This window comes from Paenibacillus sp. FSL R10-2771, assembly GCF_038000205.1.
GTDB lineage: Bacteria > Bacillota > Bacilli > Paenibacillales > Paenibacillaceae > Paenibacillus_AQ > Paenibacillus_AQ phytohabitans.
The window spans coordinates 6,368,146-6,390,138 of the sequence record NZ_JBBOBM010000001.1 but is presented as its reverse complement, the minus strand read 5'-3'; the positions used below and the strand labels follow the sequence as shown (position 1 = coordinate 6,390,138).

The 21,993-nt window shown below is 52.5% G+C and carries 14 protein-coding genes, 14 tRNA genes and 3 rRNA genes; 26 read left to right on the top strand and 5 right to left on the bottom strand.

Annotated elements, in window-relative coordinates:
- The first annotated feature begins 243 nt into the window (after nucleotides 1-243).
- The 18 genes from NSU14_RS27570 to NSU14_RS27485 all read left to right on the top strand — a co-directional run bounded on the left by NSU14_RS27570 (nucleotide 244) and on the right by NSU14_RS27485 (nucleotide 8,013).
- Nucleotides 244-1,801 (top strand): 16S ribosomal RNA (locus NSU14_RS27570).
- A 248-nt stretch (nucleotides 1,802-2,049) separates the two neighbouring features.
- Nucleotides 2,050-4,980: ribosomal RNA gene (locus NSU14_RS27565) — 23S ribosomal RNA — on the top strand.
- 77 nt (nucleotides 4,981-5,057) lie between these two features.
- Nucleotides 5,058-5,174 (top strand): 5S ribosomal RNA (gene rrf / locus NSU14_RS27560).
- Together the 16S, 23S and 5S rRNA genes with 14 tRNA genes alongside form the textbook arrangement of a ribosomal RNA operon.
- Before the next feature lie 63 nt (nucleotides 5,175-5,237).
- Nucleotides 5,238-5,314, top strand: a tRNA-Ile gene (locus NSU14_RS27555).
- Nucleotides 5,315-5,317: 3 nt separating this feature from the next.
- Nucleotides 5,318-5,393 (top strand) — tRNA-Asn (locus NSU14_RS27550).
- 3 nt (nucleotides 5,394-5,396) lie between these two features.
- A tRNA-Ser gene (locus tag NSU14_RS27545) sits at nucleotides 5,397-5,486 on the top strand.
- 51 nt (nucleotides 5,487-5,537) lie between these two features.
- Nucleotides 5,538-5,609 (top strand) — tRNA-Glu (locus NSU14_RS27540).
- Between the two features lie 5 nt (nucleotides 5,610-5,614).
- A tRNA-Val gene (locus NSU14_RS27535) sits at nucleotides 5,615-5,690 on the top strand.
- A gap of 33 nt (nucleotides 5,691-5,723) precedes the next feature.
- Nucleotides 5,724-5,800 (top strand) — tRNA-Met (locus NSU14_RS27530).
- 4 nt (nucleotides 5,801-5,804) lie between these two features.
- A tRNA-Asp gene (locus NSU14_RS27525) sits at nucleotides 5,805-5,882 on the top strand.
- A 205-nt stretch (nucleotides 5,883-6,087) separates the two neighbouring features.
- Nucleotides 6,088-6,162, top strand: a tRNA-Gln gene (locus NSU14_RS27520).
- Nucleotides 6,163-6,189: 27 nt separating this feature from the next.
- A tRNA-Lys gene (locus NSU14_RS27515) sits at nucleotides 6,190-6,265 on the top strand.
- A gap of 16 nt (nucleotides 6,266-6,281) precedes the next feature.
- A tRNA-Leu gene (locus NSU14_RS27510) sits at nucleotides 6,282-6,365 on the top strand.
- A 7-nt stretch (nucleotides 6,366-6,372) separates the two neighbouring features.
- A tRNA-Gly gene (locus tag NSU14_RS27505) sits at nucleotides 6,373-6,447 on the top strand.
- Between the two features lie 10 nt (nucleotides 6,448-6,457).
- A tRNA-Arg gene (locus tag NSU14_RS27500) sits at nucleotides 6,458-6,534 on the top strand.
- Nucleotides 6,535-6,687: 153 nt separating this feature from the next.
- Nucleotides 6,688-6,761, top strand: a tRNA-Pro gene (locus NSU14_RS27495).
- 12 nt (nucleotides 6,762-6,773) lie between these two features.
- Nucleotides 6,774-6,844, top strand: a tRNA-Gly gene (locus NSU14_RS27490).
- A gap of 218 nt (nucleotides 6,845-7,062) precedes the next feature.
- Entirely contained in the window at nucleotides 7,063-8,013 is a 951-nt protein-coding gene (locus NSU14_RS27485) for a helix-turn-helix transcriptional regulator (protein WP_042133682.1), read from the top strand.
- 93 nt (nucleotides 8,014-8,106) lie between these two features.
- On the opposite strand, the gene katA is transcribed toward NSU14_RS27485, so the two are convergent.
- The 3 genes from katA to glgP all read right to left on the bottom strand — a co-directional run bounded on the left by katA (nucleotide 8,107) and on the right by glgP (nucleotide 12,435).
- The gene (gene katA, locus NSU14_RS27480) at nucleotides 8,107-9,558 is read right to left on the bottom strand and encodes a catalase KatA (protein WP_340947928.1); all 1,452 of its coding nucleotides are present in this window, start codon (nucleotides 9,556-9,558) and stop codon (nucleotides 8,107-8,109) included.
- 346 nt (nucleotides 9,559-9,904) lie between these two features.
- Nucleotides 9,905-10,429 (bottom strand): discoidin domain-containing protein, encoded by a 525-nt coding sequence (locus NSU14_RS27475; protein ID WP_039310145.1) that lies wholly within the window; start codon nucleotides 10,427-10,429, stop codon nucleotides 9,905-9,907.
- A gap of 389 nt (nucleotides 10,430-10,818) precedes the next feature.
- Nucleotides 10,819-12,435, bottom strand: a complete 1,617-nt coding sequence (gene glgP, locus NSU14_RS27470; protein WP_076247290.1) for an alpha-glucan family phosphorylase — start codon at nucleotides 12,433-12,435, stop codon at nucleotides 10,819-10,821.
- A 320-nt stretch (nucleotides 12,436-12,755) separates the two neighbouring features.
- On the opposite strand from glgP, the gene rbsK reads away from it, so the two are divergent.
- From rbsK to NSU14_RS27440, 6 genes are all read left to right on the top strand, one after another.
- Nucleotides 12,756-13,697 (top strand): ribokinase, encoded by a 942-nt coding sequence (gene rbsK / locus NSU14_RS27465; RefSeq protein ID WP_340947927.1) that lies wholly within the window; start codon nucleotides 12,756-12,758, stop codon nucleotides 13,695-13,697.
- A 324-nt stretch (nucleotides 13,698-14,021) separates the two neighbouring features.
- Nucleotides 14,022-14,786 (top strand): type I 3-dehydroquinate dehydratase, encoded by a 765-nt coding sequence (gene aroD / locus NSU14_RS27460; protein WP_340947926.1) that lies wholly within the window; start codon nucleotides 14,022-14,024, stop codon nucleotides 14,784-14,786.
- Nucleotides 14,787-15,229: 443 nt separating this feature from the next.
- Nucleotides 15,230-15,922, top strand: a complete 693-nt coding sequence (locus tag NSU14_RS27455; RefSeq protein ID WP_042133691.1) for a response regulator transcription factor — start codon at nucleotides 15,230-15,232, stop codon at nucleotides 15,920-15,922.
- Nucleotides 15,919-17,283 carry a sensor histidine kinase gene (locus tag NSU14_RS27450; RefSeq protein ID WP_042133693.1) on the top strand — a complete coding sequence of 455 codons (1,365 nt, stop codon included), beginning with the start codon at nucleotides 15,919-15,921 and terminating at the stop codon, nucleotides 17,281-17,283. The genes NSU14_RS27455 and NSU14_RS27450 overlap by 4 nt, the downstream gene beginning before the upstream one ends.
- A complete protein-coding gene (locus tag NSU14_RS27445; RefSeq protein ID WP_340947925.1) occupies nucleotides 17,280-17,912 on the top strand; it encodes a PepSY domain-containing protein in 633 nt (210 codons plus the stop codon). Before NSU14_RS27450 ends, NSU14_RS27445 begins: the two co-directional genes overlap by 4 nt.
- A 192-nt stretch (nucleotides 17,913-18,104) precedes the next feature.
- Nucleotides 18,105-18,674: a PepSY domain-containing protein gene (locus NSU14_RS27440; RefSeq protein ID WP_340947923.1), complete on the top strand. Its 570-nt coding sequence runs from the start codon at nucleotides 18,105-18,107 to the stop codon at nucleotides 18,672-18,674.
- A 73-nt stretch (nucleotides 18,675-18,747) separates the two neighbouring features.
- Here the strand turns inward: NSU14_RS27440 and NSU14_RS27435 are convergent, their stop codons facing one another.
- Together NSU14_RS27435 and NSU14_RS27430 are read right to left on the bottom strand one after the other, a co-directional pair.
- Nucleotides 18,748-19,512, bottom strand: a complete 765-nt coding sequence (locus NSU14_RS27435; protein WP_039310161.1) for a MerR family transcriptional regulator — start codon at nucleotides 19,510-19,512, stop codon at nucleotides 18,748-18,750.
- Nucleotides 19,513-19,863: 351 nt separating this feature from the next.
- Entirely contained in the window at nucleotides 19,864-20,616 is a 753-nt protein-coding gene (locus tag NSU14_RS27430) for a 3'-5' exonuclease (RefSeq protein WP_042133697.1), read from the bottom strand.
- A gap of 189 nt (nucleotides 20,617-20,805) precedes the next feature.
- On the opposite strand from NSU14_RS27430, the gene NSU14_RS27425 reads away from it, so the two are divergent.
- Nucleotides 20,806-21,465, top strand: coding sequence for a hypothetical protein (locus NSU14_RS27425; RefSeq protein WP_340947922.1), 660 nt, complete (start codon nucleotides 20,806-20,808; stop codon nucleotides 21,463-21,465).
- A gap of 98 nt (nucleotides 21,466-21,563) precedes the next feature.
- A complete protein-coding gene (locus NSU14_RS27420) occupies nucleotides 21,564-21,983 on the top strand; it encodes a hypothetical protein (RefSeq protein WP_042133701.1) in 420 nt (139 codons plus the stop codon).
- The last annotated feature ends 10 nt before the right edge of the window (nucleotides 21,984-21,993 follow it).

The window sequence follows — 21,993 nt, the reverse complement described above, 5'->3', positions numbered from 1 at the left end:
TTCTGGCCGCGAAACATCAACGCCGAGCTCGAAAAGAAGTTGAAAAAAAGAGCTTGCATTGATCGGCTGGATGTGATATATTATAAGAGTTGCTGGTGACGCGGTAAGCGGCGCTGACAACGAGCTTGATCTTTGAAAACTGAACAACGAGTGAGTATCGGAATTCACGAAAGTGACTTCCAAAAAAGAGAATGAAAATTCTCGTCAGATGTTTCAAAATGAGCAATCGCTCTTTCTAAATACAATTTGGAGAGTTTGATCCTGGCTCAGGACGAACGCTGGCGGCATGCCTAATACATGCAAGTCGAGCGGAGTTTGAATGGAAGCTTGCTTCCATTCTTACTTAGCGGCGGACGGGTGAGTAACACGTAGGCAACCTGCCCTCAAGACTGGGATAACTACCGGAAACGGTAGCTAATACCGGATAATTTCTTTCCTCTCCTGAAGAGAGAATGAAAGGCGGAGCAATCTGCCACTTGGGGATGGGCCTGCGGCGCATTAGCTAGTTGGTGGGGTAACGGCTCACCAAGGCGACGATGCGTAGCCGACCTGAGAGGGTGAACGGCCACACTGGGACTGAGACACGGCCCAGACTCCTACGGGAGGCAGCAGTAGGGAATCTTCCGCAATGGGCGAAAGCCTGACGGAGCAATGCCGCGTGAGTGATGAAGGTTTTCGGATCGTAAAGCTCTGTTGCCAGGGAAGAACGTCCGGTAGAGTAACTGCTACCGGAGTGACGGTACCTGAGAAGAAAGCCCCGGCTAACTACGTGCCAGCAGCCGCGGTAATACGTAGGGGGCAAGCGTTGTCCGGAATTATTGGGCGTAAAGCGCGCGCAGGCGGTCATTTAAGTCTGGTGTTTAAACCTTGGGCTCAACCTGGGGTCGCACTGGAAACTGGGTGACTTGAGTACAGAAGAGGAAAGTGGAATTCCACGTGTAGCGGTGAAATGCGTAGATATGTGGAGGAACACCAGTGGCGAAGGCGACTTTCTGGGCTGTAACTGACGCTGAGGCGCGAAAGCGTGGGGAGCAAACAGGATTAGATACCCTGGTAGTCCACGCCGTAAACGATGAGTGCTAGGTGTTAGGGGTTTCGATACCCTTGGTGCCGAAGTTAACACAGTAAGCACTCCGCCTGGGGAGTACGGTCGCAAGACTGAAACTCAAAGGAATTGACGGGGACCCGCACAAGCAGTGGAGTATGTGGTTTAATTCGAAGCAACGCGAAGAACCTTACCAGGTCTTGACATCCCGATGAAAGCATTAGAGATAGTGCCCCTCTTCGGAGCATCGGAGACAGGTGGTGCATGGTTGTCGTCAGCTCGTGTCGTGAGATGTTGGGTTAAGTCCCGCAACGAGCGCAACCCTTGACTTTAGTTGCCAGCAGGTGAAGCTGGGCACTCTAGAGTGACTGCCGGTGACAAACCGGAGGAAGGTGGGGATGACGTCAAATCATCATGCCCCTTATGACCTGGGCTACACACGTACTACAATGGCCGGTACAACGGGAAGCGAAACCGCGAGGTGGAGCCAATCCCAGCAAAGCCGGTCTCAGTTCGGATTGCAGGCTGCAACTCGCCTGCATGAAGTCGGAATTGCTAGTAATCGCGGATCAGCATGCCGCGGTGAATACGTTCCCGGGTCTTGTACACACCGCCCGTCACACCACGAGAGTTTACAACACCCGAAGTCGGTGGGGTAACCCGCAAGGGAGCCAGCCGCCGAAGGTGGGGTAGATGATTGGGGTGAAGTCGTAACAAGGTAGCCGTATCGGAAGGTGCGGCTGGATCACCTCCTTTCTATGGAGAATCGTCACCTGCAACGGTGACATTCAAATCGGAAGTATTACTTCCAAAACGAACCTTAGGGTTCAAACACTCACTCGTTGGTCAGTTTTGAGAGTTTAAGCTCTCATCTTTACCTTGATCCTTGAAAACTGGATACCGAAACGAATTTGCGTTTTAGAACATCTTTTAGCTGAAACTTGTGTAAGCAAGTTGAAATAGTTATTAGTTGCTACAGCGATTTTCCTAACGGAAAACGCATTGGTTAAGCTAATAAGAGCACACGGAGGATGCCTAGGCGCCAGGAGCCGACGAAGGACGTGGCGAACAACGAAACTGCCTCGGGGAGCTGTAAGCAAGCTTTGATCCGGGGGTGTCCGAATGGGGAAACCCAGCTGTGGTAATTCGCAGTTACTCGTATCTGAATACATAGGATACGCAGAGGCAGACCAGGGGAACTGAAACATCTAAGTACCCTGAGGAAGAGAAAACAATAGTGATTCCGTCAGTAGCGGCGAGCGAACGCGGAACAGCCTAAACCAAGGGGCTTGCCCCTTGGGGTTGTGGGACGTCTCACATGGAGTTACAAAGGAATATGGTAGGCGAAGAGGTCTGGAAAGGCCCGCGATAGAGGTAAAAGCCCTGTAGCCTAAACTGTGTTCTCTCCGAGACGGATCCCGAGTAGTGCGGGGCACGTGAAACCCCGTATGAATCCAGCAGGACCATCTGCTAAGGCTAAATACTACCTGGCGACCGATAGTGAAACAGTACCGTGAGGGAAAGGTGAAAAGCACCCCGGAAGGGGAGTGAAATAGAACCTGAAACCGTGTGCTTACAAAAAGTCAGAGCCCGATCTATGGGTGATGGCGTGCCTTTTGTAGAATGAACCGGCGAGTTACGTTTAACATGCAAGGTTAAGGTGAGAAGCCGGAGCCGCAGCGAAAGCGAGTCTGAATAGGGCGATTGAGTATGTGGACGTAGACCCGAAACCGTGTGATCTACCCCTGTCCAGGGTGAAGGTGCGGTAACACGCACTGGAGGCCCGAACCCACGCATGTTGAAAAATGCGGGGATGAGGTGGGGGTAGCGGAGAAATTCCAATCGAACTCGGAGATAGCTGGTTCTCCCCGAAATAGCTTTAGGGCTAGCCTCGGTGAATGGAGTGGTGGAGGTAGAGCACTGATTGGGTGCGGGGCCCGCAAGGGTTACCAAGCTCAGTCAAACTCCGAATGCCATTAACTTCTTGCCGGGAGTCAGACAGTGAGTGCTAAGATCCATTGTCAAAAGGGAAACAGCCCAGACCATCAGCTAAGGTCCCCAAGTGTGTGTTAAGTGGGAAAGGATGTGGAGTTGCACAGACAACCAGGATGTTGGCTTAGAAGCAGCCACCATTGAAAGAGTGCGTAATAGCTCACTGGTCGAGTGACTCTGCGCCGAAAATGTAACGGGGCTAAACACACCACCGAAGCTATGGCTAGATACTTTGTATCTGGGGTAGGGGAGCGTTGTATGCAGGTTGAAGGTGTACCGTAAGGAGCGCTGGACAGCATACAAGTGAGAATGCCGGTATGAGTAACGAAAAGATCAGTGAGAATCTGATCCGCCGAAAGCCCAAGGTTTCCTGAGGAAGGCTCGTCCGCTCAGGGTAAGTCGGGACCTAAGGCGAGGCCGAAAGGCGTAGTCGAAGGACAACAGTTTGAAATTACTGTACCACCGTAATCCGCTATGAGCGATGGGGTGACGCAGGAGGGTAGTGACGCGGACTGATGGATGTGTCCGTCTAAGCAGTGAGGCTGATGTGTAGGCAAATCCGCACATCACTAAGGCTGGGCTGTGATGGGGAGCGAAAATTGTAGTAGCGAAGGTCATGATCTCACACTGCCAAGAAAAGCCTCTAGCCAGGAGAAGGTGCCCGTACCGCAAACCGACACAGGTAGGCGAGAAGAGAATTCTAAGGCGCGCGGAAGAACTCTCGTTAAGGAACTCGGCAAAATGACCTCGTAACTTCGGGAGAAGAGGTGCCTCGGTAGGGTGAATAGCCCGAGGGGGCCGCAGTGAAAAGGCCCAAGCGACTGTTTAGCAAAAACACAGGTCTGTGCGAAGCCGCAAGGCGAAGTATACGGGCTGACGCCTGCCCGGTGCTGGAAGGTTAAGGGGAGTGGTTAGGGGTTAAACCCGAAGCTGTGAACCGAAGCCCCAGTAAACGGCGGCCGTAACTATAACGGTCCTAAGGTAGCGAAATTCCTTGTCAGGTAAATTCTGACCCGCACGAATGGCGTAACGACTTGGGCGCTGTCTCAACGAGAGATCCGGTGAAATTTTAATACCTGTGAAGATGCAGGTTACCCGCGACAAGACGGAAAGACCCCATGGAGCTTTACTGCAGCTTGATATTGAATTTGGGTACGATCTGTACAGGATAGGTGGGAGCCGTTGAGGCAGGAGCGCAAGCTTCTGCGGAGGCGCCGTTGGGATACCACCCTGATCGTATCTAGGTTCTAACCTGGTGCCCTAATCGGGTACGGGGACCGTGTCAGGCGGGCAGTTTGACTGGGGCGGTCGCCTCCTAAAGAGTAACGGAGGCGTTCAAAGGTTCCCTCAGAATGGTTGGAAATCATTCGCAGAGTGCAAAGGCATAAGGGAGCTTGACTGCGAGACCTACAAGTCGAGCAGGGACGAAAGTCGGACTTAGTGATCCGGTGGTACCGCATGGAAGGGCCATCGCTCAACGGATAAAAGCTACCCTGGGGATAACAGGCTTATCTCCCCCAAGAGTCCACATCGACGGGGAGGTTTGGCACCTCGATGTCGGCTCATCGCATCCTGGGGCTGAAGTAGGTCCCAAGGGTTGGGCTGTTCGCCCATTAAAGCGGTACGCGAGCTGGGTTCAGAACGTCGTGAGACAGTTCGGTCCCTATCTGTCGTGGGCGCAGGAAATTTGAGAGGAGCTGTCCTTAGTACGAGAGGACCGGGATGGACGTACCGCTGGTGCATCAGTTGTTCCGCCAGGAGCATGGCTGAGTAGCTACGTACGGACGGGATAAGCGCTGAAAGCATCTAAGCGTGAAGCCCCCCTCAAGATGAGATTTCCCAACTAGTAAGACCCCTTGAAGACGACGAGGTAGATAGGTTGGAGGTGGAAGTGCAGCAATGCATGGAGCTGACCAATACTAATCGGTCGAGGGCTTATCCAAATTTCGAACAACGCAGATTCGTTTCGGATTCAGTTTTCAGGAATCAATTCCTGAAGCATTTACCCTGTAAATGCCCGTTTGGTGGCGATAGCGGAGGGGTTCCACACGTACCCATCCCGAACACGACCGTTAAGCCCTCCAGCGCCGATGGTACTTGGACCGAAGGGTCCTGGGAGAGTAGGACGCCGCCAAGCGGACAATCCACACACACTGTGGTATTTTTTTTGCCCTTATTAGTTGCATAGTGGTATGAGAACGGGCCTTTAGCTCAGCTGGTTAGAGCGCACCTCTGATAAGGGTGAGGTCAGTGGTTCGAGTCCACTAAGGCCCACCATATTCCCTGATAGCTCAGTTGGTAGAGCACTCGACTGTTAATCGAGTTGTCACAGGTTCGAGTCCTGTTCGGGGAGCCATCTGGAGAGGTGTCCGAGTTTGGCCGAAGGAGCACGATTGGAAATCGTGTAGGCGCCACAAGCGTCTCGAGGGTTCGAATCCCTCTCTCTCCGTAGCTTTACCTTCCCTGTATAGGGATGAGAAGTAGAATTATTTAACAGCATGGCTCGTTGGTCAAGGGGTTAAGACACCTCCCTTTCACGGAGGTAACATGGGTTCGAATCCCATACGAGTCATATATGGAGGCTTAGCTCAGCTGGGAGAGCATCTGCCTTACAAGCAGAGGGTCGGGGGTTCGAACCCCTCAGCCTCCACCATCTATCTTTAACAGAATAGATCTTTAACATTGACGCGGGGTGGAGCAGCCCGGTAGCTCGTCGGGCTCATAACCCGAAGGCCGCAGGTTCAAATCCTGCCCCCGCAACCAATTTGGAACCGTGGTGTAGTTGGCCTAACATGCCTGCCTGTCACGCAGGAGATCGCGGGTTCGAATCCCGTCGGTTCCGCCATCTTTATTGCTTCAGGGATGAGAATTCCCAGGGTCCGCCCAAGCATAGGCATCGTAAGGAATACTTCGCAATCCCGTAACGGAGTGAAGAGTATCCCGCCTTGTTCCGCCATTTTTATTGTATGAAGGTATCAGGGATTGAGCATCCTATATCTCGAAGTATAGAGTATCCACCCGATTCCGTAGTGTTTGCTAATTATTAATATTGGGGATTAGCCAAGCGGTAAGGCAACGGACTTTGACTCCGTCATTCATAGGTTCGATTCCTATATCCCCAGCCATTTCATTTATGATTGCTTCTCTTATGAGAGCCATTAGCTCAGTTGGTAGAGCACCTGACTTTTAATCAGGGTGTCGAAGGTTCGAGTCCTTCATGGCTCACCATTTTCTTATAAAGTGTGCGCGTGTGGCGGAATGGCAGACGCACCAGACTTAGGATCTGGCGTTTCACGACGTGGGGGTTCAAGTCCCTTCACGCGCACCATGTTTTTGCGGACGTGGCTCAGCGGTAGAGCATCGCCTTGCCAAGGCGAGGGTCGCGGGTTCGATTCCCGTCGTCCGCTCCATATAGATTTTGCGCCCTTAGCTCAGCTGGATAGAGCGTTTGACTACGAATCAAAAGGCCGGGAGTTCGAATCTCTCAGGGCGCGCCATTTATAACTTCGTTGAATCATCAAAGTGTCCTCAGGATTCGAACGAGTTCGTTGGAGCATCAGCTTCAATAGCACAACTTCGCAATCGGATGCGAAGCATCCGTATCTCTCAGGGCGCGCCATTATTACTTTGCAGTATAGCTTTTATATTAACGGGATGTAGCTCAGCTTGGTAGAGCACCTGGTTTGGGACCAGGGGGTCGCATGTTCAAATCGTGTCATCCCGATATTTCACCTTTGCGGGTGTAGTTCAATGGTAGAACTTCAGCCTTCCAAGCTGATAGCGTGGGTTCGATTCCCATCACCCGCTTAAATAATAGTTACAGCAACCCTTGATATTCAAGGGTTTTTTTGTTTTTTTAGCATGGGGCGGAAGTATTGCTTACTAAAAATACATAGTATATGCTGGTGGCCGCTCTATGCGCTGGTAATGCTATATTATGCAGACAGCCATGTTTATATAGACCTGTTATATTAGAACTATGGAAGAACAGGCACTATTTACTTGGAAGTTGAGGAGCATTTATTATGACAGACAAAGTAATACGGATCTTCAAGATCATTAACGCCATCCAGTCGAATCCCGGGATTACGGCTGCGGATCTGGCATTCCGGTGCGAGGTGAATATTAGAACGATTTACAGGGACTTGGATGTAATCAGTCATTTTGCACCGGTGATGAATGAGGGGAGAGGAACGGGTTATAAGTTTATGGGGAAATTCTTCTTATACCCGCTGGATTTCTCCGAGCAGGAGGCAATGGCCTTCTCTCTGCTGCCCTCCGTGCTGGCACCCGGCAAAATCCCCCCAGGTTTTCTGTCTGCCTTTGACAAAGTCATGGGCACACATCTGAAGGAGAAATCCAAACAGAATGGAATGCTTGAGAATATTTCAGATATTATCCAAATGGGCAAGCCTGCTTACCGCAAGGAGAGCCGGAATTTCCTGCAGCCGCTGATCGGGGCGATTATGGAGCAAAGGCGGATTCGTACGGTATATCACTCGCAATTGCGTAATGAGACAACGCAGCGGGAGATTGATCCTTATTATTTGATTCCGCGTGACCAGAGATTCTATCTGATTGGCTATTGCCACCTGAAGAGGGCGATCCGGACATTTCGCATCAGCCGTTTTCAGCAGGTAGAGGTGACGGATACCCCCTTCGACAAAGGGGATTTCAATATTAAACAGTATCTGAAAAATACCTGGTCGATCGACCGGGGCAACAAGAATACCACCTTCAAAGTGCGGTTTCATCCGGAGGTAGCGCGTTACATCAAAGAAGAGGAATTGTTCGTGCACCCGCGAATGACCGATGAGGAAGACGGAAGTCTGCTGTTTGAAGTCACCGTCAATAACGACAAGGAATTTATTAAGTGGATTCTGCAATATGGCCCTAACGCCGAGATTCTTGAGCCGGTATCCGCGAGACAGGGACTGAAGCAGCAGCTGGAGCAGTGGATGAATGTGTATCATTAGGCAATATACATAGAAAATGCAAATACGATAATCCCAAGAAACCCCTGACTGATGAAGTCAGGGGTTTCTTGGCGCTGAAGGGTGCAAGTGGAGTTACTCCGGTACCACCAGTCCCAGTCCGTCCGCGATACGCCGTCCAAATTCCGGATCGGCTTTGTAGAAATGGCCAATCTGGCGAAGCTTGATCTCATCCGACTCGACTGGAGTCATCGCGCCTACAATATTGCGTACGAGCCGGGCACGCTCCTCTTCATTCAGCAGACGATAGAGATCACCCGGCTGGGTGTAATGATCGTTGTGATCATAAGGGAGACTGTCTGCTTGACCGGAGACTGCAAAAGCGGCCGGTCTATCCTGCGGCGACTCGGTTGCCCCGCCGAAGCTGTTAGGCTCGTAATACACGGAGCCTCCGCCGTTATTGGTATGATTCAGCGCGCCATCCCGCTGATTATTGTTCACCTCGGCGATGGGCCGGTTAACCGGCAGGTGGTTGTGATTCGCTCCTACCCGGTAACGGTGGGCGTCTCCGTAGGCGAAGAGGCGGCCCTGGAGCATTTTATCAGGAGAGGCTTCTATCCCTGGCACAAATGATCCCGGGGAGAAGGTAGCCTGCTCCACTTCGGCGAAGTAGTTCTCCGGATTGCGGTCCAGCACCATGCGGCCCACCTCAATCAGCGGGTAATCCTTCTGGGACCATACCTTGGTGACATCAAACGGGTCGAAACGGTAGGTGTCAGCATCCTCTACAGGCATGATCTGCACATGCAGTCTCCAGGCGGGGAAATCCCCTTTGTCGATCGCATTGAATAAGTCCTCAGTATGGTAATCCGGGTTGTCACCGGCAATCTGCGCAGCCAGATTAACATCGAGATTCTTGACGCCCTGCTCTGTTTTGAAATGGTATTTCACCCATACTGCGGCGCCTTCTGCATTCACCCACTTGAACGTATGGCTGCCGAAGCCGTGCATATGACGGAGGGTGGCCGGTATGCCGCGGTCAGACATCAGAATCGTAACCTGGTGCAGGGATTCAGGGGAGAGCGACCAGAAATCCCATACAGCGTTCGGGTTCTTCAGATGTGTCTGCGGGTGGCGTTTCTGGGTATGGATAAAGTCCGGGAATTTGATCGCATCACGGATGAAAAAGACAGGTGTATTGTTGCCGACGAGGTCGTAGTTGCCTTCTTCGGTATAGAATTTCACGGCAAAGCCGCGCGGATCGCGCACGGTATCAGCAGAACCCAGCTCCCCGGCTACGGTAGAGAAGCGGATGAACATCGGTGTGCGCTTACCGACTTCAGATAAGAAGGCAGCTTTTGTATATTGGGAGAGATCATTGGTGACTTCAAAATAACCATGAGCACCGGCACCTTTGGCATGGACGACACGCTCAGGAACACGTTCCCGGTTAAAATGGGCTAATTTCTCCAGCAGATGAACATCCTGCAGCAAAGTGGGTCCGCGGGAACCGGCTGTCATAGAATTCTGGTTGTCACCTACCGGGGCACCCCAGCTTGTCGTTAGTTTGTTATTGCTCTCACTCATGAATACAGTCACCTCGTATTAGGATTTGATTTTAGATTAAGTATAAGTTTTATAATAACAAAAAATTAAATAAAATCAATCCTTTTTTATAATCATTATAATTAACAATATGCGGAAGATGGTAAAATCATGATAGGGCTGACGCCTCTGGACTAGAATATATCTCGCATTATTGGATGGTAAGGGCAAGGGCGAGTGAGAGGGAATGGGAATGGGAATGGGAGGTATGAGCTGAAGCAGTAGGGTGACAACGTCAAAAACCCTCTACGTTAGGCGTAAGAGGGTCTCTATTGCCGCTATCAGTCAGGAATGCGGCCTGTATCTGATAAGCGGATGTGAGCGTTAATTATTCGTACAGTTCCAGCTCGCCTACAGAAGTGGAATAAGCGCCGTTGTTGGCGGTAATGACCAGCCTGTAGCTGGTATAGTCACCTGTAGAAGAGAGGTTGAAGTAGTAGGAGGAACCCGGATAATAAAGGCCGGACTGGCTGCTCAGAACGACCCAGCTGCTGCCGTTACTGGAGCCCTGAAGGGTCCAGGTTTTTGGCACATTCGCCTGAGGCTGGGATGAGGTGGTGAGCCTATAGCTGCGGACCTTTTTGGAAGTACCAAAGCTGTATTGCAGATATCCTGAGCTGCCGCTGGAAGTGGAGTAATAGGTGCTGTAATCATGGTCAAAAGCTTTGTAGGCTTCATGGAATGCCCATTCGCTGCTGGCGGAGGCGGTACCCGCCGGACTTGTGTTGGAGGTCATCACTGGAACAAGATTGCCGGCAGCACTGGCTCCGGTTAAACTGATCGCGGAAGCCATAAGCAGAGTCCCCAAGCCGATACCTACTTTTTTGAAGCTGCCCATTCGTTGCAATTGCATTTGCCCATCTCCCTTTGTAGTGGTTTTACCTGCTTAACTTGTGCGTGTTTGGCCTAAATAAACTCCCGGGAACTTCTAGCCGCTCATCGCTTACCTTATTGTGCAAACGTTTGTAGCACACTATCACTGTAACCCAAGTGAACTGAAAATATTGTCGGAATTGGACAAGCAGCCAAAAAAAATTAGTTTGAGAAACTGGTTTCACCAAGAGTAGGATATTTACCCGGAATTCTGCTGGAAAGCAGATTAAATGAAGATGATTAACGTTATTAAAGATAAAGAATATTGACTGAAAACTCGTGGAACCTAAAAATTCCCGCCCGCTGAAGCGGGCAGGAGGGAACGAAGAAAGGGCGTATAGGAGGAAGCTGTAGAACTGCGGACGCGAATCAGCCTTTGATGTACATCCGGTTATAGTATTCATCCAGCATGCGTTTGGTGGCGAACTCGGTGCGGGTGGTCTCAATGCTGCGGTGCATCATCTGCACCCACTTGTCCTTGTTCTCATAGAAGGTCGGCAGAACACGGTTCAGGAGTGTATCATACAGGGCATCGCTGTCGTGCTGATCAAGCACCGCGAAGTCCGTAGTCTCAAAGCCGTCCCCGATCTGCCAGCCGTTCTCGCCGTCTATACAGGCTTCCGGCCACCAGCCGTCAAGGATGGAGCAGTTGAGGACGCCGTTCATGGCGGCCTTCATACCGGAGGTTCCGCTGGCTTCCAGCGGTCTGCGCGGATTGTTCAGCCAGATATCGGAGCCGCGGGTGAGCTGGGCACCAATGGTCATATCGTAGTTTTCCAGGAAAACTACGCTTTTCGGGTATTTTTTCATCATGGCTACGAGGTTGCTGACGATTCTCTTGCCGTTATCATCCAGCGGATGCGCTTTGCCGGAGAAGACAATCTGAACTTTGCCGCTCTCCAGGTAAGGCTCAATCACCTCGGGCTGGGAGAAGATCAGGTCGCTGCGTTTGTAGGGAGCGGCGCGGCGGGAGAAGCCGATCAGCAGGTTGTCGGCATTCAGGGCAATCCCGGAGCGTTCCTCGATGAAGCCGATCAGCTCCTGCTTGATCTCCTTATGCACAGCCCAGAGGTCGCCGCCTTCTTCAAAAGCACGCGTCATCCGTTCATCCACCCAGGTAGGCGTATGAATTGCATTAGTAATGCCGATGATCTCGGACCGGCCGGCGACCTCTTTCCACATTTTATTGGCGGTATCGGCATGGAGCTGGGCAACGGCGTTCGAGATACGGGACAGGCGCAGGCCTGCCACAGTCATGTTGAACGGCTCTCCGCCGATCCGCTCCATCTGAGCACGGGTTAAGCCGTTAAAAGCACCCATGTACTCCAGACGGTCGAGCGGATGGGTCTCATTACCTTCCTTGATCGGTGTATGTGTAGTGAACACAACCTCTTCCCGTGTAGCTTTCCAGGCTTCCTCAAAAGTACTGCCGCCGGACATCTTCTCACGGATCAGCTCAATTGCTGCAAGCGCGGCATGCCCCTCGTTGAAGTGGTAGACATCAATCGGAATGCCCAGGGCACGCATGGCCTTGACGCCGCCGATCCCCAGGACAATCTCCTGGGCAATGCGTTCTTCCCCGAACCAGCCGTACAGCTGGCCTGTAATCCAGGCATCACTGTTCTCGGGAATATCGGTGTCCAGCAGATAAAGCGGGCTGTTGCCGAAATGCTCTGTTTTCCACACTTTGCAGACGACATCGGTTTTTCTGACTTTTACCGTAACCTTGACGCCTGTATCTTCAAGGAACTCATACACATAATTATGGTAGGAGTCGTACGGATTGCCGTTTGCATCAATTTTCTGGTCCGTGTAGCCTTGTTTCCATTTGAGTCCGATGGGGATGACGGGAGCGCCTATATCCTTGGCACCTTTGATGTAATCTCCGGCCAGAATGCCCAGGCCTCCGGCGTACATTTTGAAGTCTGAATGGAGCCCGTACTCCATGCTGAAATAAGCTACTGACGGCAGTTGGTTCTCGTTCACTTGATAAGCCTCCTAAATATGATTTAGATTATTATTGGCAAAACTGCAGGCTTTATCTAAGATGCAAACGTTTGCTCAAAAGAATGTGTTAGGCTCTGGAAGCGATTGCACACCTATTCTAGCATATTTGTCTTTAAAAAGCACAGCGAAGTTTTGATGAAAAAAAGCTGCCAAAGCTTCTATTCATAAAAATTTGATTAACCCGGCTGAAGGCCATAAGATAAGAGGATAACAACCAGTAACGCCGGTGCCGTCCCTTCCATGGAGAAGGTAGCCTTAATGGCGAAGAAACAATGGAAATAAACCAAGTGGTGGTGTTCATGTTGAGTATAGTCGTAATTGGAAGTCTGAATATGGATATGGTAGTACGCACGAAACGGGCTCCGGAAGCGGGCGAGACGCTGTTTGGTCAGGAATTTGCATTGTCCCCGGGCGGAAAAGGTGCCAATCAGGCCGTTGCTGCAGCCAGACTTGGCGCGGAGGTAACCATGATCGGCAGAGTGGGCCGGGACTCTTTTGGCAGCGGACTGCTGGAGGTTATGTCACAGGAGCAGGTTCACACCGGATATATCACGCAGAGTGAGTCACAGGCTACAGGAGTCGCCTCCATTGTGGTGGACGGAGAAGGCGAGAACCGGATTATTGTGGTCCCCGGTGCGAATGTTGAGATGAAGCCGGCCGATATTGAAGCACTTGAACCGGTTATCCGCCAAGCCGGAATTGTCGTCATGCAGCTGGAGACGGATCTGACTATGGTAGAGGCTGCGGCTGCCGTTGCTTCCCGCCATGGAATTCCGGTGATCCTTAACCCGGCACCGGCTCAGCCGCTCGGAGATGAATTGCTTCATCATGTGACTTACCTGACTCCGAATGAAACAGAGGCGGGCATTCTGGCCGGTATTCCGGTAGAGAGTGTGGATGATGCGGAGCGTGCGGCACGGATTTTGCTGCAAAAAGGGGTTCAGCACATTATTGTCACACTGGGCTCCAAAGGGGCGCTGATTGTGAATGCCGCCGGCAGCCTGCATGTTCCCGGGTTCCCGGTACAAGCTGTAGATACAGTGGCAGCGGGCGACTCCTTCAACGGGGCGCTGGCCTGGCAGCTTACCCGCGGGAAAACGCTGGATGAAGCGGTCAGATTCGCGAATGCGGTCGGTGCACTGGCGGTTGGCAAAGCGGGAGCGATTCCTTCGCTGCCAAGATTGCAAGAGGTGAAGCAGTTCCTGCAGGAAGCTGCTGATGCCGAGCCGGGCGCACAGTAAATTTAGCGTAAGGATCGTGTAAACGGTCCTTTGAGATTCGTAAGTTCACTCTGTATAGGCAAAATGTTGCAGGTATTACAACTTGAATCCATAAATACCGCGTTGTCCGGACGGATTGTTGTATGAAATACATGAATTGTTTCTTTATTCTGCATGGTAAGGGGAGAATATTGCCTTTTATACAACAATTTCGGATTCTGGTTAATATATTGCGGGGATTGTTGTATTCTGTGCAGGATTGTTTGACCAGATACAGAATGCTGCGGACAAGCGAGCCGGGCGGTTAATTCACAGGCTTAGCCTGATACATAAGGAGCTGAAACGATGAGCGGTACAGTAACCGTTAAGAATGTAACCCTTGGGGAGGGGATGCCCAAAATCTGTGTTCCGCTGGTCGGAACAACGTTATCCGAGCTTCGGGAAGAGGCGGAGGCCCTTAAGGCTCTGGCTCCGGATGTGGTGGAGTGGCGGAGCGATTTCTTCAGCCAAGTGGAGGATATCGCAGCGGTAACGGAGGTATTGGGGGAAATCCAGCAGATTCTGCCGGAGATCCCGCTGATCTTCACGTTCCGCAGCGCCAAAGAGGGCGGGGAGAAGGAAATCTCCACAGAATATTACTTCCGGCTCAACAAAGCCGCTGTAGAGAGCGGATATGTTGATATTGTGGATGTGGAGTTGTTTAACGGGGAACAGGAGGTCCGCGGGCTGATTGCCACAGCGCATGACAATGCGGTATTCGTGATTATATCGAATCATGATTTCCAGGGCACGCCGTCACAGGATGAAATCGTCTCCCGGCTGCGCAGAGCACAGGAGCTTGGCGGAGATCTGCCGAAGATTGCTGTGATGCCGCAGAGTGCGGGGGATGTGCTTACCCTGCTGGCGGCAACAAACGTGATGCAGGAGCAGTATGCGGACCGTCCGATCATTACAATGTCGATGGCCGGAGAGGGCGTAATCAGCCGGCTTGCCGGTGAAATCTTCGGCTCAGCGCTGACCTTCGGGGCAGCGCATAAGCCTTCGGCTCCGGGACAGGTAGCGGTTGCCGAGCTGCGCAGTGTGCTGGAGCTGCTGCACCGCAGCTTATAACTTCTTGCTGCTGTTGCGTGTGCATACGCAGTAGAAGAGAATGGGGTGTTTCCGAGCCGCTTAAGCGGCCTGGAGCACTCTTTTTTGTTTAATCCGCAGAGAGTGGGCAATAAGCGGGATTTGGCGGTAGGCAGGCAGAATGAGGAAATGAGAGGGATAATTTCCTCTGATTGAGCGAAAGGCGGACAGAATGAGGAAATGAAAGGGATAAATCCCTTTGGTTGAGCGGTAGGCGGGCATGTGGAGGAAGAGGGGGAGGGGGCCTTTGTTAAGGGGATATATAGTTCACACTATTAAGAATAAACTGGAGAATTACGAGGAGCGAGGGGACGGTGGCCAGATGTAGAGTTTGAATCTGCGCCTGCCTATGCCCTACAATGGAGGCAGCCGGATTAAGAATAAGCATGCATACACGTGCATGCAGGCAGAAAGGCGGAACGCCAATGACAGAATCTATCCTGGTTGTTGAGGATGAGGTGAGAATAGCCCGTCTGCTGCAGATTGAGCTGGAGTGTGAGGGATACCGTGTATCCATTGCCGGCAGCGGCCATCAGGGACTTGAGCTGTATCAGGAGCAGCAGCCGGATCTGCTGCTGCTGGATGTAATGCTGCCCGGATTCAGCGGAATAGAGCTGCTGCGGCGTATCCGGGCGAATGATGCCGATACTCCTGTGCTGCTGCTTACGGCTAAAAGCTCGGTGGAGGACAAGGTATCAGGGCTGGATTTAGGGGCAAATGACTATATTACCAAGCCTTTTCAAATAGAGGAGCTGCTGGCGCGTGTCCGCGCTGCGCTGCGGCTGGCATCAGGACGTAAGACAGCGGAAACAGACTCATGGCTGAGAGCGGATGATCTTGAGCTGAACGAAGCTACACGTGAGGTAATGCGGGCGGGCAGAAGGATTGATCTGACTCCGCGGGAGTTCGATCTGCTGGTGTTCCTGCTGAAGAATAAGCGCCAGGTGCTGAACAGGGAGCAGATTATGACAGCCGTCTGGGGATATGACTATTACGGGGATACGAATGTCGTGGATGTCTATATCCGGTATGTCCGCAAAAAGCTTACGCAGGGTAATCAGGAAGAACTGATCCATACGGTGCGGGGCATCGGTTATGTGCTGAAGGACTCCCTATGAAGCTGCGGAGCAAAATCTATCTGTACTCCAGTGTGCTGTTTGCCGTACTGCTTGTCATCATGAACCTGTTCATTTACCTGATGTTCAGCCGGTTGTCGACAGATAGCCAGCTGGAACAGGCTGCTGCCGAGACAGCCAGGGTCGCTGCTGATATGAGAAGGGCGGGAAGCGGGGTAGCGGCACCGGAGCTGCTCCGGGCCTATGTGCCGATTGAAGGGATGCTCCGGCTGCTCGCGCCGGACGGGAGCGGTCCTGCGCCTGTCACTTCAGCCTCCGAACAGGAGATCAGCCGGCTGAAGCCGGTCTATCATCCTGAGAAGCACACTGGAATTATACAGGCGGGCGGGCGCTCCTATGCATTCGTGAGCACTCCGGTCATCTGGACGGACGGGAACGTCATGAATGTCCAGATGACCAAAAGTCTGGAGAGCACCATGAGTACACTGCGGGTGCTGCGGATTGTGCTTGCCGGAGCCACGCTTGTTGCGCTGCTGCCGCTGCTGCTCTCCAGCCGGTTGCTGTCGGGACTGATTATGCGCCCCATTGTGCAAATGACAGTTACCATGCGGGAGATCAAAAACAGCGGGAAATTCCGCAGGCTTGCGCTGAAGGAGACCTCCGGGGATGAGCTGGTGGAGATGGGGCGTACGTTCAACGAGATGATTGCCCTCCTGGAGAGCAATCATGTGAAGCAGGAGAAATTCGTCTCGGATGCTTCACATGAACTGCGCACACCGCTGACGGTAATTGAGAGTTATGCCAGTCTGCTGAAGCGCAGAGGGCTGGAACATCCCGAGTTGTTCAATGAATCGGTTGAAGCCATTCATTCTGAAGCTGTACGGATGAAGGGGCTGACTGAGCAGCTGCTGCTGCTGGCGAAGCATCATGAGCATTGGGATCTTGAGATGAAGATGATCGATTTGGAAGAGCTGGCCCGAGCTTCGGCCAGGGTATTCCATAATGCATATGGGAGAGAAGTGACCGTCCAGTCCAAGGGCCCGGTTGAAGGCTACAGTGATGAAGCGAAGCTGAGGCAGCTGCTGTTCATCTTCCTGGACAATGCCCGCAAATACAGTGATGAGGCGATAACTGTCAGCCTTGAAGCTTCCGGGCAGGAGCGGGTTATAGTCATTACGGACCGGGGGATCGGGATTCCTCCGGAGGAGCTGCCTAAGATATTCGACCGTTTCTACAGAGTGGATGAGGCAAGAAGCCGCGAGGGCGGGGGTGCAGGCCTGGGGCTGTCGCTTGCGGCAGAGATCGCAGGTGCGATTGGTGCCAAGCTGTCCATGAATAGTGCAATAGGTCTGGGAACCTCGGTGATGATCCGGATTGCCGCTGAGAGCAGGGGAGGACAATGAACAAGCAACGTGAGAATACGAAACGAGTGAATAATAAACGATCGACCCAGAGCCTTCTGTATAAGGCGGTCATTATTTTGGCTGTGCTCCTCGTGCTGGTATTTGCTGCACTGTGGATATTCGGTAATGAATCCGAACAGCTGCTGTCCAGGGAACAGGCGGAACAGGCCGTGCTGAAGGAATATGCCGGAACGGTAGAGAGTCTGAGGCTGCAGTCCGGGAAATATGTGGCAGAGCTGGAGACTGCGCAGGGATTATATGAGCTGAAGCTGGATGGAGCAACAGGTGAGATCCTCTCCATAGTGTTGCTGAAGCGCGCAGCAGAGCCAGCTGTTCAGCCTACACCCGCAGCCTCTCAAGCCCCTGCGGGCGGAGCAACTGCTGCACCGTCACCAGCTCCGTCCCCGTCCGCGCAGCGTGTGGTCTCAGAAGACGAAGCGGTCCGGCTGGCATTGCAGGAAGTAGCGGGGGAGCCGGATGATGTGGACACCGGAATCAATGACTCAGGCGCATTTTATCTGGTGGAGATTAAAACTTCAGACGGACGTGAAGCCATAGTTCAGGTGAACGCCATCTCAGGCAGCATTATGTCAGTAACGTGGGAAGAACCGGATGGAGATAACTCCTGAGCCTTTTTCTAAGTCAAGAATTTATATGTTTTGGGGCCTTCGCAAAGTACCTGAGTAAAACTCGAAGCTATAGCTCCACTTTGTGGGATTATTTTTCTCATCAAATTCTAATGTTCCTCCCGCTGTCCTCTCATGTTGGACCGTTATAGTTACTACATGAGCAGCACAGATTGAACTTAGGAGGCGGCAAAGATGAAGAAAAAAGTATGGAGCAGTATAGCGGCAGCAGCATTGATTCTCGGAGGTGCCTACGGTATCGGCGAGGTTAAGGGCGGTACTGCGGCAGCCGCCGCATCGGTGCAGAGTCAGAGCAAAACGCTGATCGGTGTAAGCAAAGCCGAAGAGATTGCCTTGAAGGCGGCACCGGGACAGGTAGAGAGCATTGATCTGGATAAGAAACTCAGCGGTACGTATTACGATGTCGAGATCCGGCAGACCAAGCAGGAGATGGATGTCCGGGTAGATGCGTACACGGGTAAAGTGATAAGCGTGCGCAAAGAAACAGACGATGACGACGATGATAACTATGAAGTTGCTGCTACAGCACCAAGCGGAACGCTGATTACAGCGGCCAAAGCGGCCGAAGTAGCATCAGCCTCAGTGAAAGGAACGGTAGCTGAAATTGATTTTGACCGGGATAATAGCGGAGCCGTGTATGAGGTGGAGATCAGAAACGGACGGGTCTCGACGGAAGTGGGAGTCGATGCGTATACAGCCAAGATTGTGTACACAGATGTAGACTCCGACGACGATGATGATTGAGCCATACAGCAGTAAAAAAAAGAGGCAGCCGTGCAATCCGGCTGCCTCTCTTTTTTATAAGGGGAACTTCACATTACTGCTTCGCTCCCGTATACACATGTACAGCATCCCGCAGGAACCCGGCCAGTCCGGGACGGCGTTTGTCGTAATAGGCGGTAAAGCGTTCATCATCGACATACATTTGCGCTACCCCAGCGTGAGCTTCCTTGGTGTAGGTATCCCAGTAGAAGCTAAGCCACTGGCGGTGCAGATCAGCTGCCTTCTGCGCAAGCTCACCTGCCGAATCTCCGTCCTCCATTGCCTGCTCCAGCGACGCGAACATGTCTGCTTCAAGCTGCTGGATGGCAGCATACTGCTCCTCGGTCATGTTCTTCAGCTTGCGGTTCGACTTCTCTACGGCGTCTTCGCCGTACTTCTCCCGGATCTCCTGCCCGTACTTCTGCTCGTTATCGTCAATCAGCTTCTGCTTAAAGCCTGCGAATTTCTCATCATTGCTCATTGTGATTCTCCCTTCGGTGTGTGCAAGTGTCTGCTCGACGTTCGCGATCAGCTGGTCCAGCTGCTGTCTCCGCTGAAGCAGCTTGTCATGGTGCTCGCGCAGCGCGCGGGCTCCATCGAAGGAAGGTGATGTGACAATGTCCCTGATCCCTTCGAGGCTTAAGCCCAGCTCCCGGTAAAAGAGAATCTGCTGCAGCCGGTCCACCTCGGCCTGGCCGTAGATGCGGTATCCCGAGGAATTGATTCTGGCCGGCTTCAGAATCCCGAATTCATCGTAATACCGCAGTGTCCGCGTGCTGATCCCCGCGAGCGCTCCCAGCTTCTGAACAGTGTACTCCATTGTCATTTCAGCCTCCAACTCTGTCTTGGCGTATACAGCATGGACGTGCTCTAGCGTCCCCGCCGTGTAAGCTGCTGCTTACAAAAATCACTCTACACCTTCACGTAACGGCAATGTCAAATCCTGATTTTAGGATAACCCGAGGGCTGGCCGGATAACCGGATAATATCTCAAACAGCAAACAGCAAACAGCAAACAGCGGCAGTCTCCCCGATGAATGTCTAAGGGAAAGCTGCCGCTGTCATGTGCAGGGTAAGCCTTGGAAGATAAGAATTTAAGTGTTTTGGGGTCCCCGCAAAGTACCTGAGTCATCCTCGAAGCTAACGCCCCACTTTGTGGGGGGGGGATTGTCTATTTCTTGCCGACCTGGGCGGCGAAATACGCCTGCAGTTCCGCGAGCTTCCGGGGGTCGGCCAGAGCATCCTCAGCAGGGAAGTAATGCTCGGCTACAAGCTCCCAGGTGGGAACGATCTTTTGGGAGGTCATGGCTTTGATGGCGATCTTGACGGTCTTGCGTTCTCTGGCGTTGGAGAAGGTGTCGATATAGTGCTGGGAGCGCCCGAAATCCAGCTCGCTGAAGACCGCACGGAAAATATCGGCCGTCATCTTGGCATCATCCAGCGCGCGGTGTGCAGAGCCGGAAGGCTCAAGGCCAAACAGGGCCATAGCGCCTTCAACGCTGATGTCATTGCTTAGGCCGCGGGCGCGGAGTACGCCTTTGAGCAGATCGAAGTAGGTTGCTTCCATCCAGTAGGCGTCATCGATTTTGTGCATCCGCACGTCCTGGATGATCCGTTTCATATCCTCGCCGCCCCAGGTCAGCAGCAGCACGCCGTCCGTGCTCTGGTCAAGCCAGGCTCTGAAGGCGGCTATCACCTTCGGGAACCGGTCGGCGACATCGATATCCTCTTGGGGGATGCCGGTTTTTTTCTTGATGAAGGAATTGAGGGTGGAGAAGTATATGGGTTTGATTAAGGCAGAGAACTCGCCCTTATATTGCAATGAAGCGTCTAGACGGACAGCTCCGATCTCAATGACCTCCATAGGGTGCTCACTGGCAAATTTGCGGCCGTTGAATTCGATGTCCAGAATAATATAATCCACAGGTAATGCCTCCGTTTCAGTGACTGGCGCCGGATTGCCCGTAATTGCGCCGACATTTCTATTTTAACAAAAAAAGTGCTTGTGTGGGGAATTCGGCGGTGAAATGGCAGATTGATGCAGGAACGGCGGCAATCCGGTGTCGAATAGCTCAGTATCAGGTAATGCCGGAGAACAAAGGAGCGGATGTACATGAACAGACAAATCTATTGGATCGGCGGTTCGGCCTGTGCCGGGAAAAGCACGCTCGCGGGGCGCCTCGCGGAGAAATATAATATGACGCTTTACGCATGCGATGAGCATTATGAGGATCACCTGCAGAGAATTACAGGGAAGGCGCAGTCTGCAATGTACCGGGTATCGCAGATGTCGATGAATGAAGTGTTCTTCACCAGGGATGTGACTGAACAGCTGGATGTCTATACCGGGTGTCTGCGGGAGGATTTCAATTATGTGCTGAGCGATCTTGAGTGTTCGGGCGATGGCCCCATTGTTGTGGAGGGGAATCAGCTGCTGCCGGCGCTGGTGGCGCCTCTTCTGAAGCCGATGGATAAGGCAATCTGGGTGATCCCGGCGGAACCGTTCCAGCGGGAGCAGTACAGCAAGCGGGAATGGATTCAGGGAATCCTGCAGGCAACAGAGAATCCGGAGGTTTCGTTCAACAATTGGATGAAGAGAGACGCGCTGTTCGCTGCGAGGATCAGGAGTGAGGCAGGGGAACGGAAGCTGAAGGTGCTGGAGGCAGATGGCAGCCGGACGCTGGAGGAGAATTTCGCTGAACTGGAGCGCTGGTTCGGATTGCAGGGGGATGGCGGGGCGGAATCGATGTCCGCTCCGAATTTCATCGTGTGAAATCTAGCCGAAGCGCGGCAGAGGGGCCGGAATTGGGTATTAATCTAAGATGGCCTGTTTTCCGGTAAGGCTTGTCTGTAGAAACAGGAGGGATAGATGTGCGGCTGTATGTTACTGTCAAAAGCCTGGGCAAACGCAAACCGGTGCTTGCCCGGCAGGAATTAGTACTGCAGGGGGCTCCTGCTACACTGCAGGAGCTGATTACTGAGATCGTAGTCCGGCAGGTGCAGGGACTTGTGGACAAGCAGGGGCGGGGAGATATTATTCCTTATCTTACAGGCAATGAGATCCAGGAGCAGGGAGAGAACGGCAAGGTCGGCTTCGCGACCATTTATAACGGTGAACCGCCGGATACCGGTGAAGCGGTTGCTGCTGCACTGCTTGCTTTTGAGGACGGATTATATAAGGTGTTCCTGCAGGAGCGGGAATGTGCCCTATTAGAGGAGCCGCTGCAGATCCAGGACGGGGATGAGCTGGTATTCATCCGGTTCACTATGCTGGCCGGAAGACTATGGTAGGAAGATTAGG

Coding starts and splice junctions, on each gene's coding strand:
- katA (WP_340947928.1), bottom strand. CDS start 9,558: ATGAGTGAGAGCAATAACAAACTAACGACAAGCTGGGGTGCCCCGGTA.
- NSU14_RS27455 (WP_042133691.1), top strand. CDS start 15,230: ATGACAGAATCTATCCTGGTTGTTGAGGATGAGGTGAGAATAGCCCGT.
- NSU14_RS27425 (WP_340947922.1), top strand. CDS start 20,806: ATGAACAGACAAATCTATTGGATCGGCGGTTCGGCCTGTGCCGGGAAA.
- rbsK (WP_340947927.1), top strand. CDS start 12,756: ATGTTGAGTATAGTCGTAATTGGAAGTCTGAATATGGATATGGTAGTA.
- NSU14_RS27485 (WP_042133682.1), top strand. CDS start 7,063: ATGACAGACAAAGTAATACGGATCTTCAAGATCATTAACGCCATCCAG.
- NSU14_RS27475 (WP_039310145.1), bottom strand. CDS start 10,429: ATGCAATTGCAACGAATGGGCAGCTTCAAAAAAGTAGGTATCGGCTTG.
- NSU14_RS27440 (WP_340947923.1), top strand. CDS start 18,105: ATGAAGAAAAAAGTATGGAGCAGTATAGCGGCAGCAGCATTGATTCTC.
- NSU14_RS27445 (WP_340947925.1), top strand. CDS start 17,280: ATGAACAAGCAACGTGAGAATACGAAACGAGTGAATAATAAACGATCG.
- NSU14_RS27435 (WP_039310161.1), bottom strand. CDS start 19,512: ATGGAGTACACTGTTCAGAAGCTGGGAGCGCTCGCGGGGATCAGCACG.
- aroD (WP_340947926.1), top strand. CDS start 14,022: ATGAGCGGTACAGTAACCGTTAAGAATGTAACCCTTGGGGAGGGGATG.
- NSU14_RS27450 (WP_042133693.1), top strand. CDS start 15,919: ATGAAGCTGCGGAGCAAAATCTATCTGTACTCCAGTGTGCTGTTTGCC.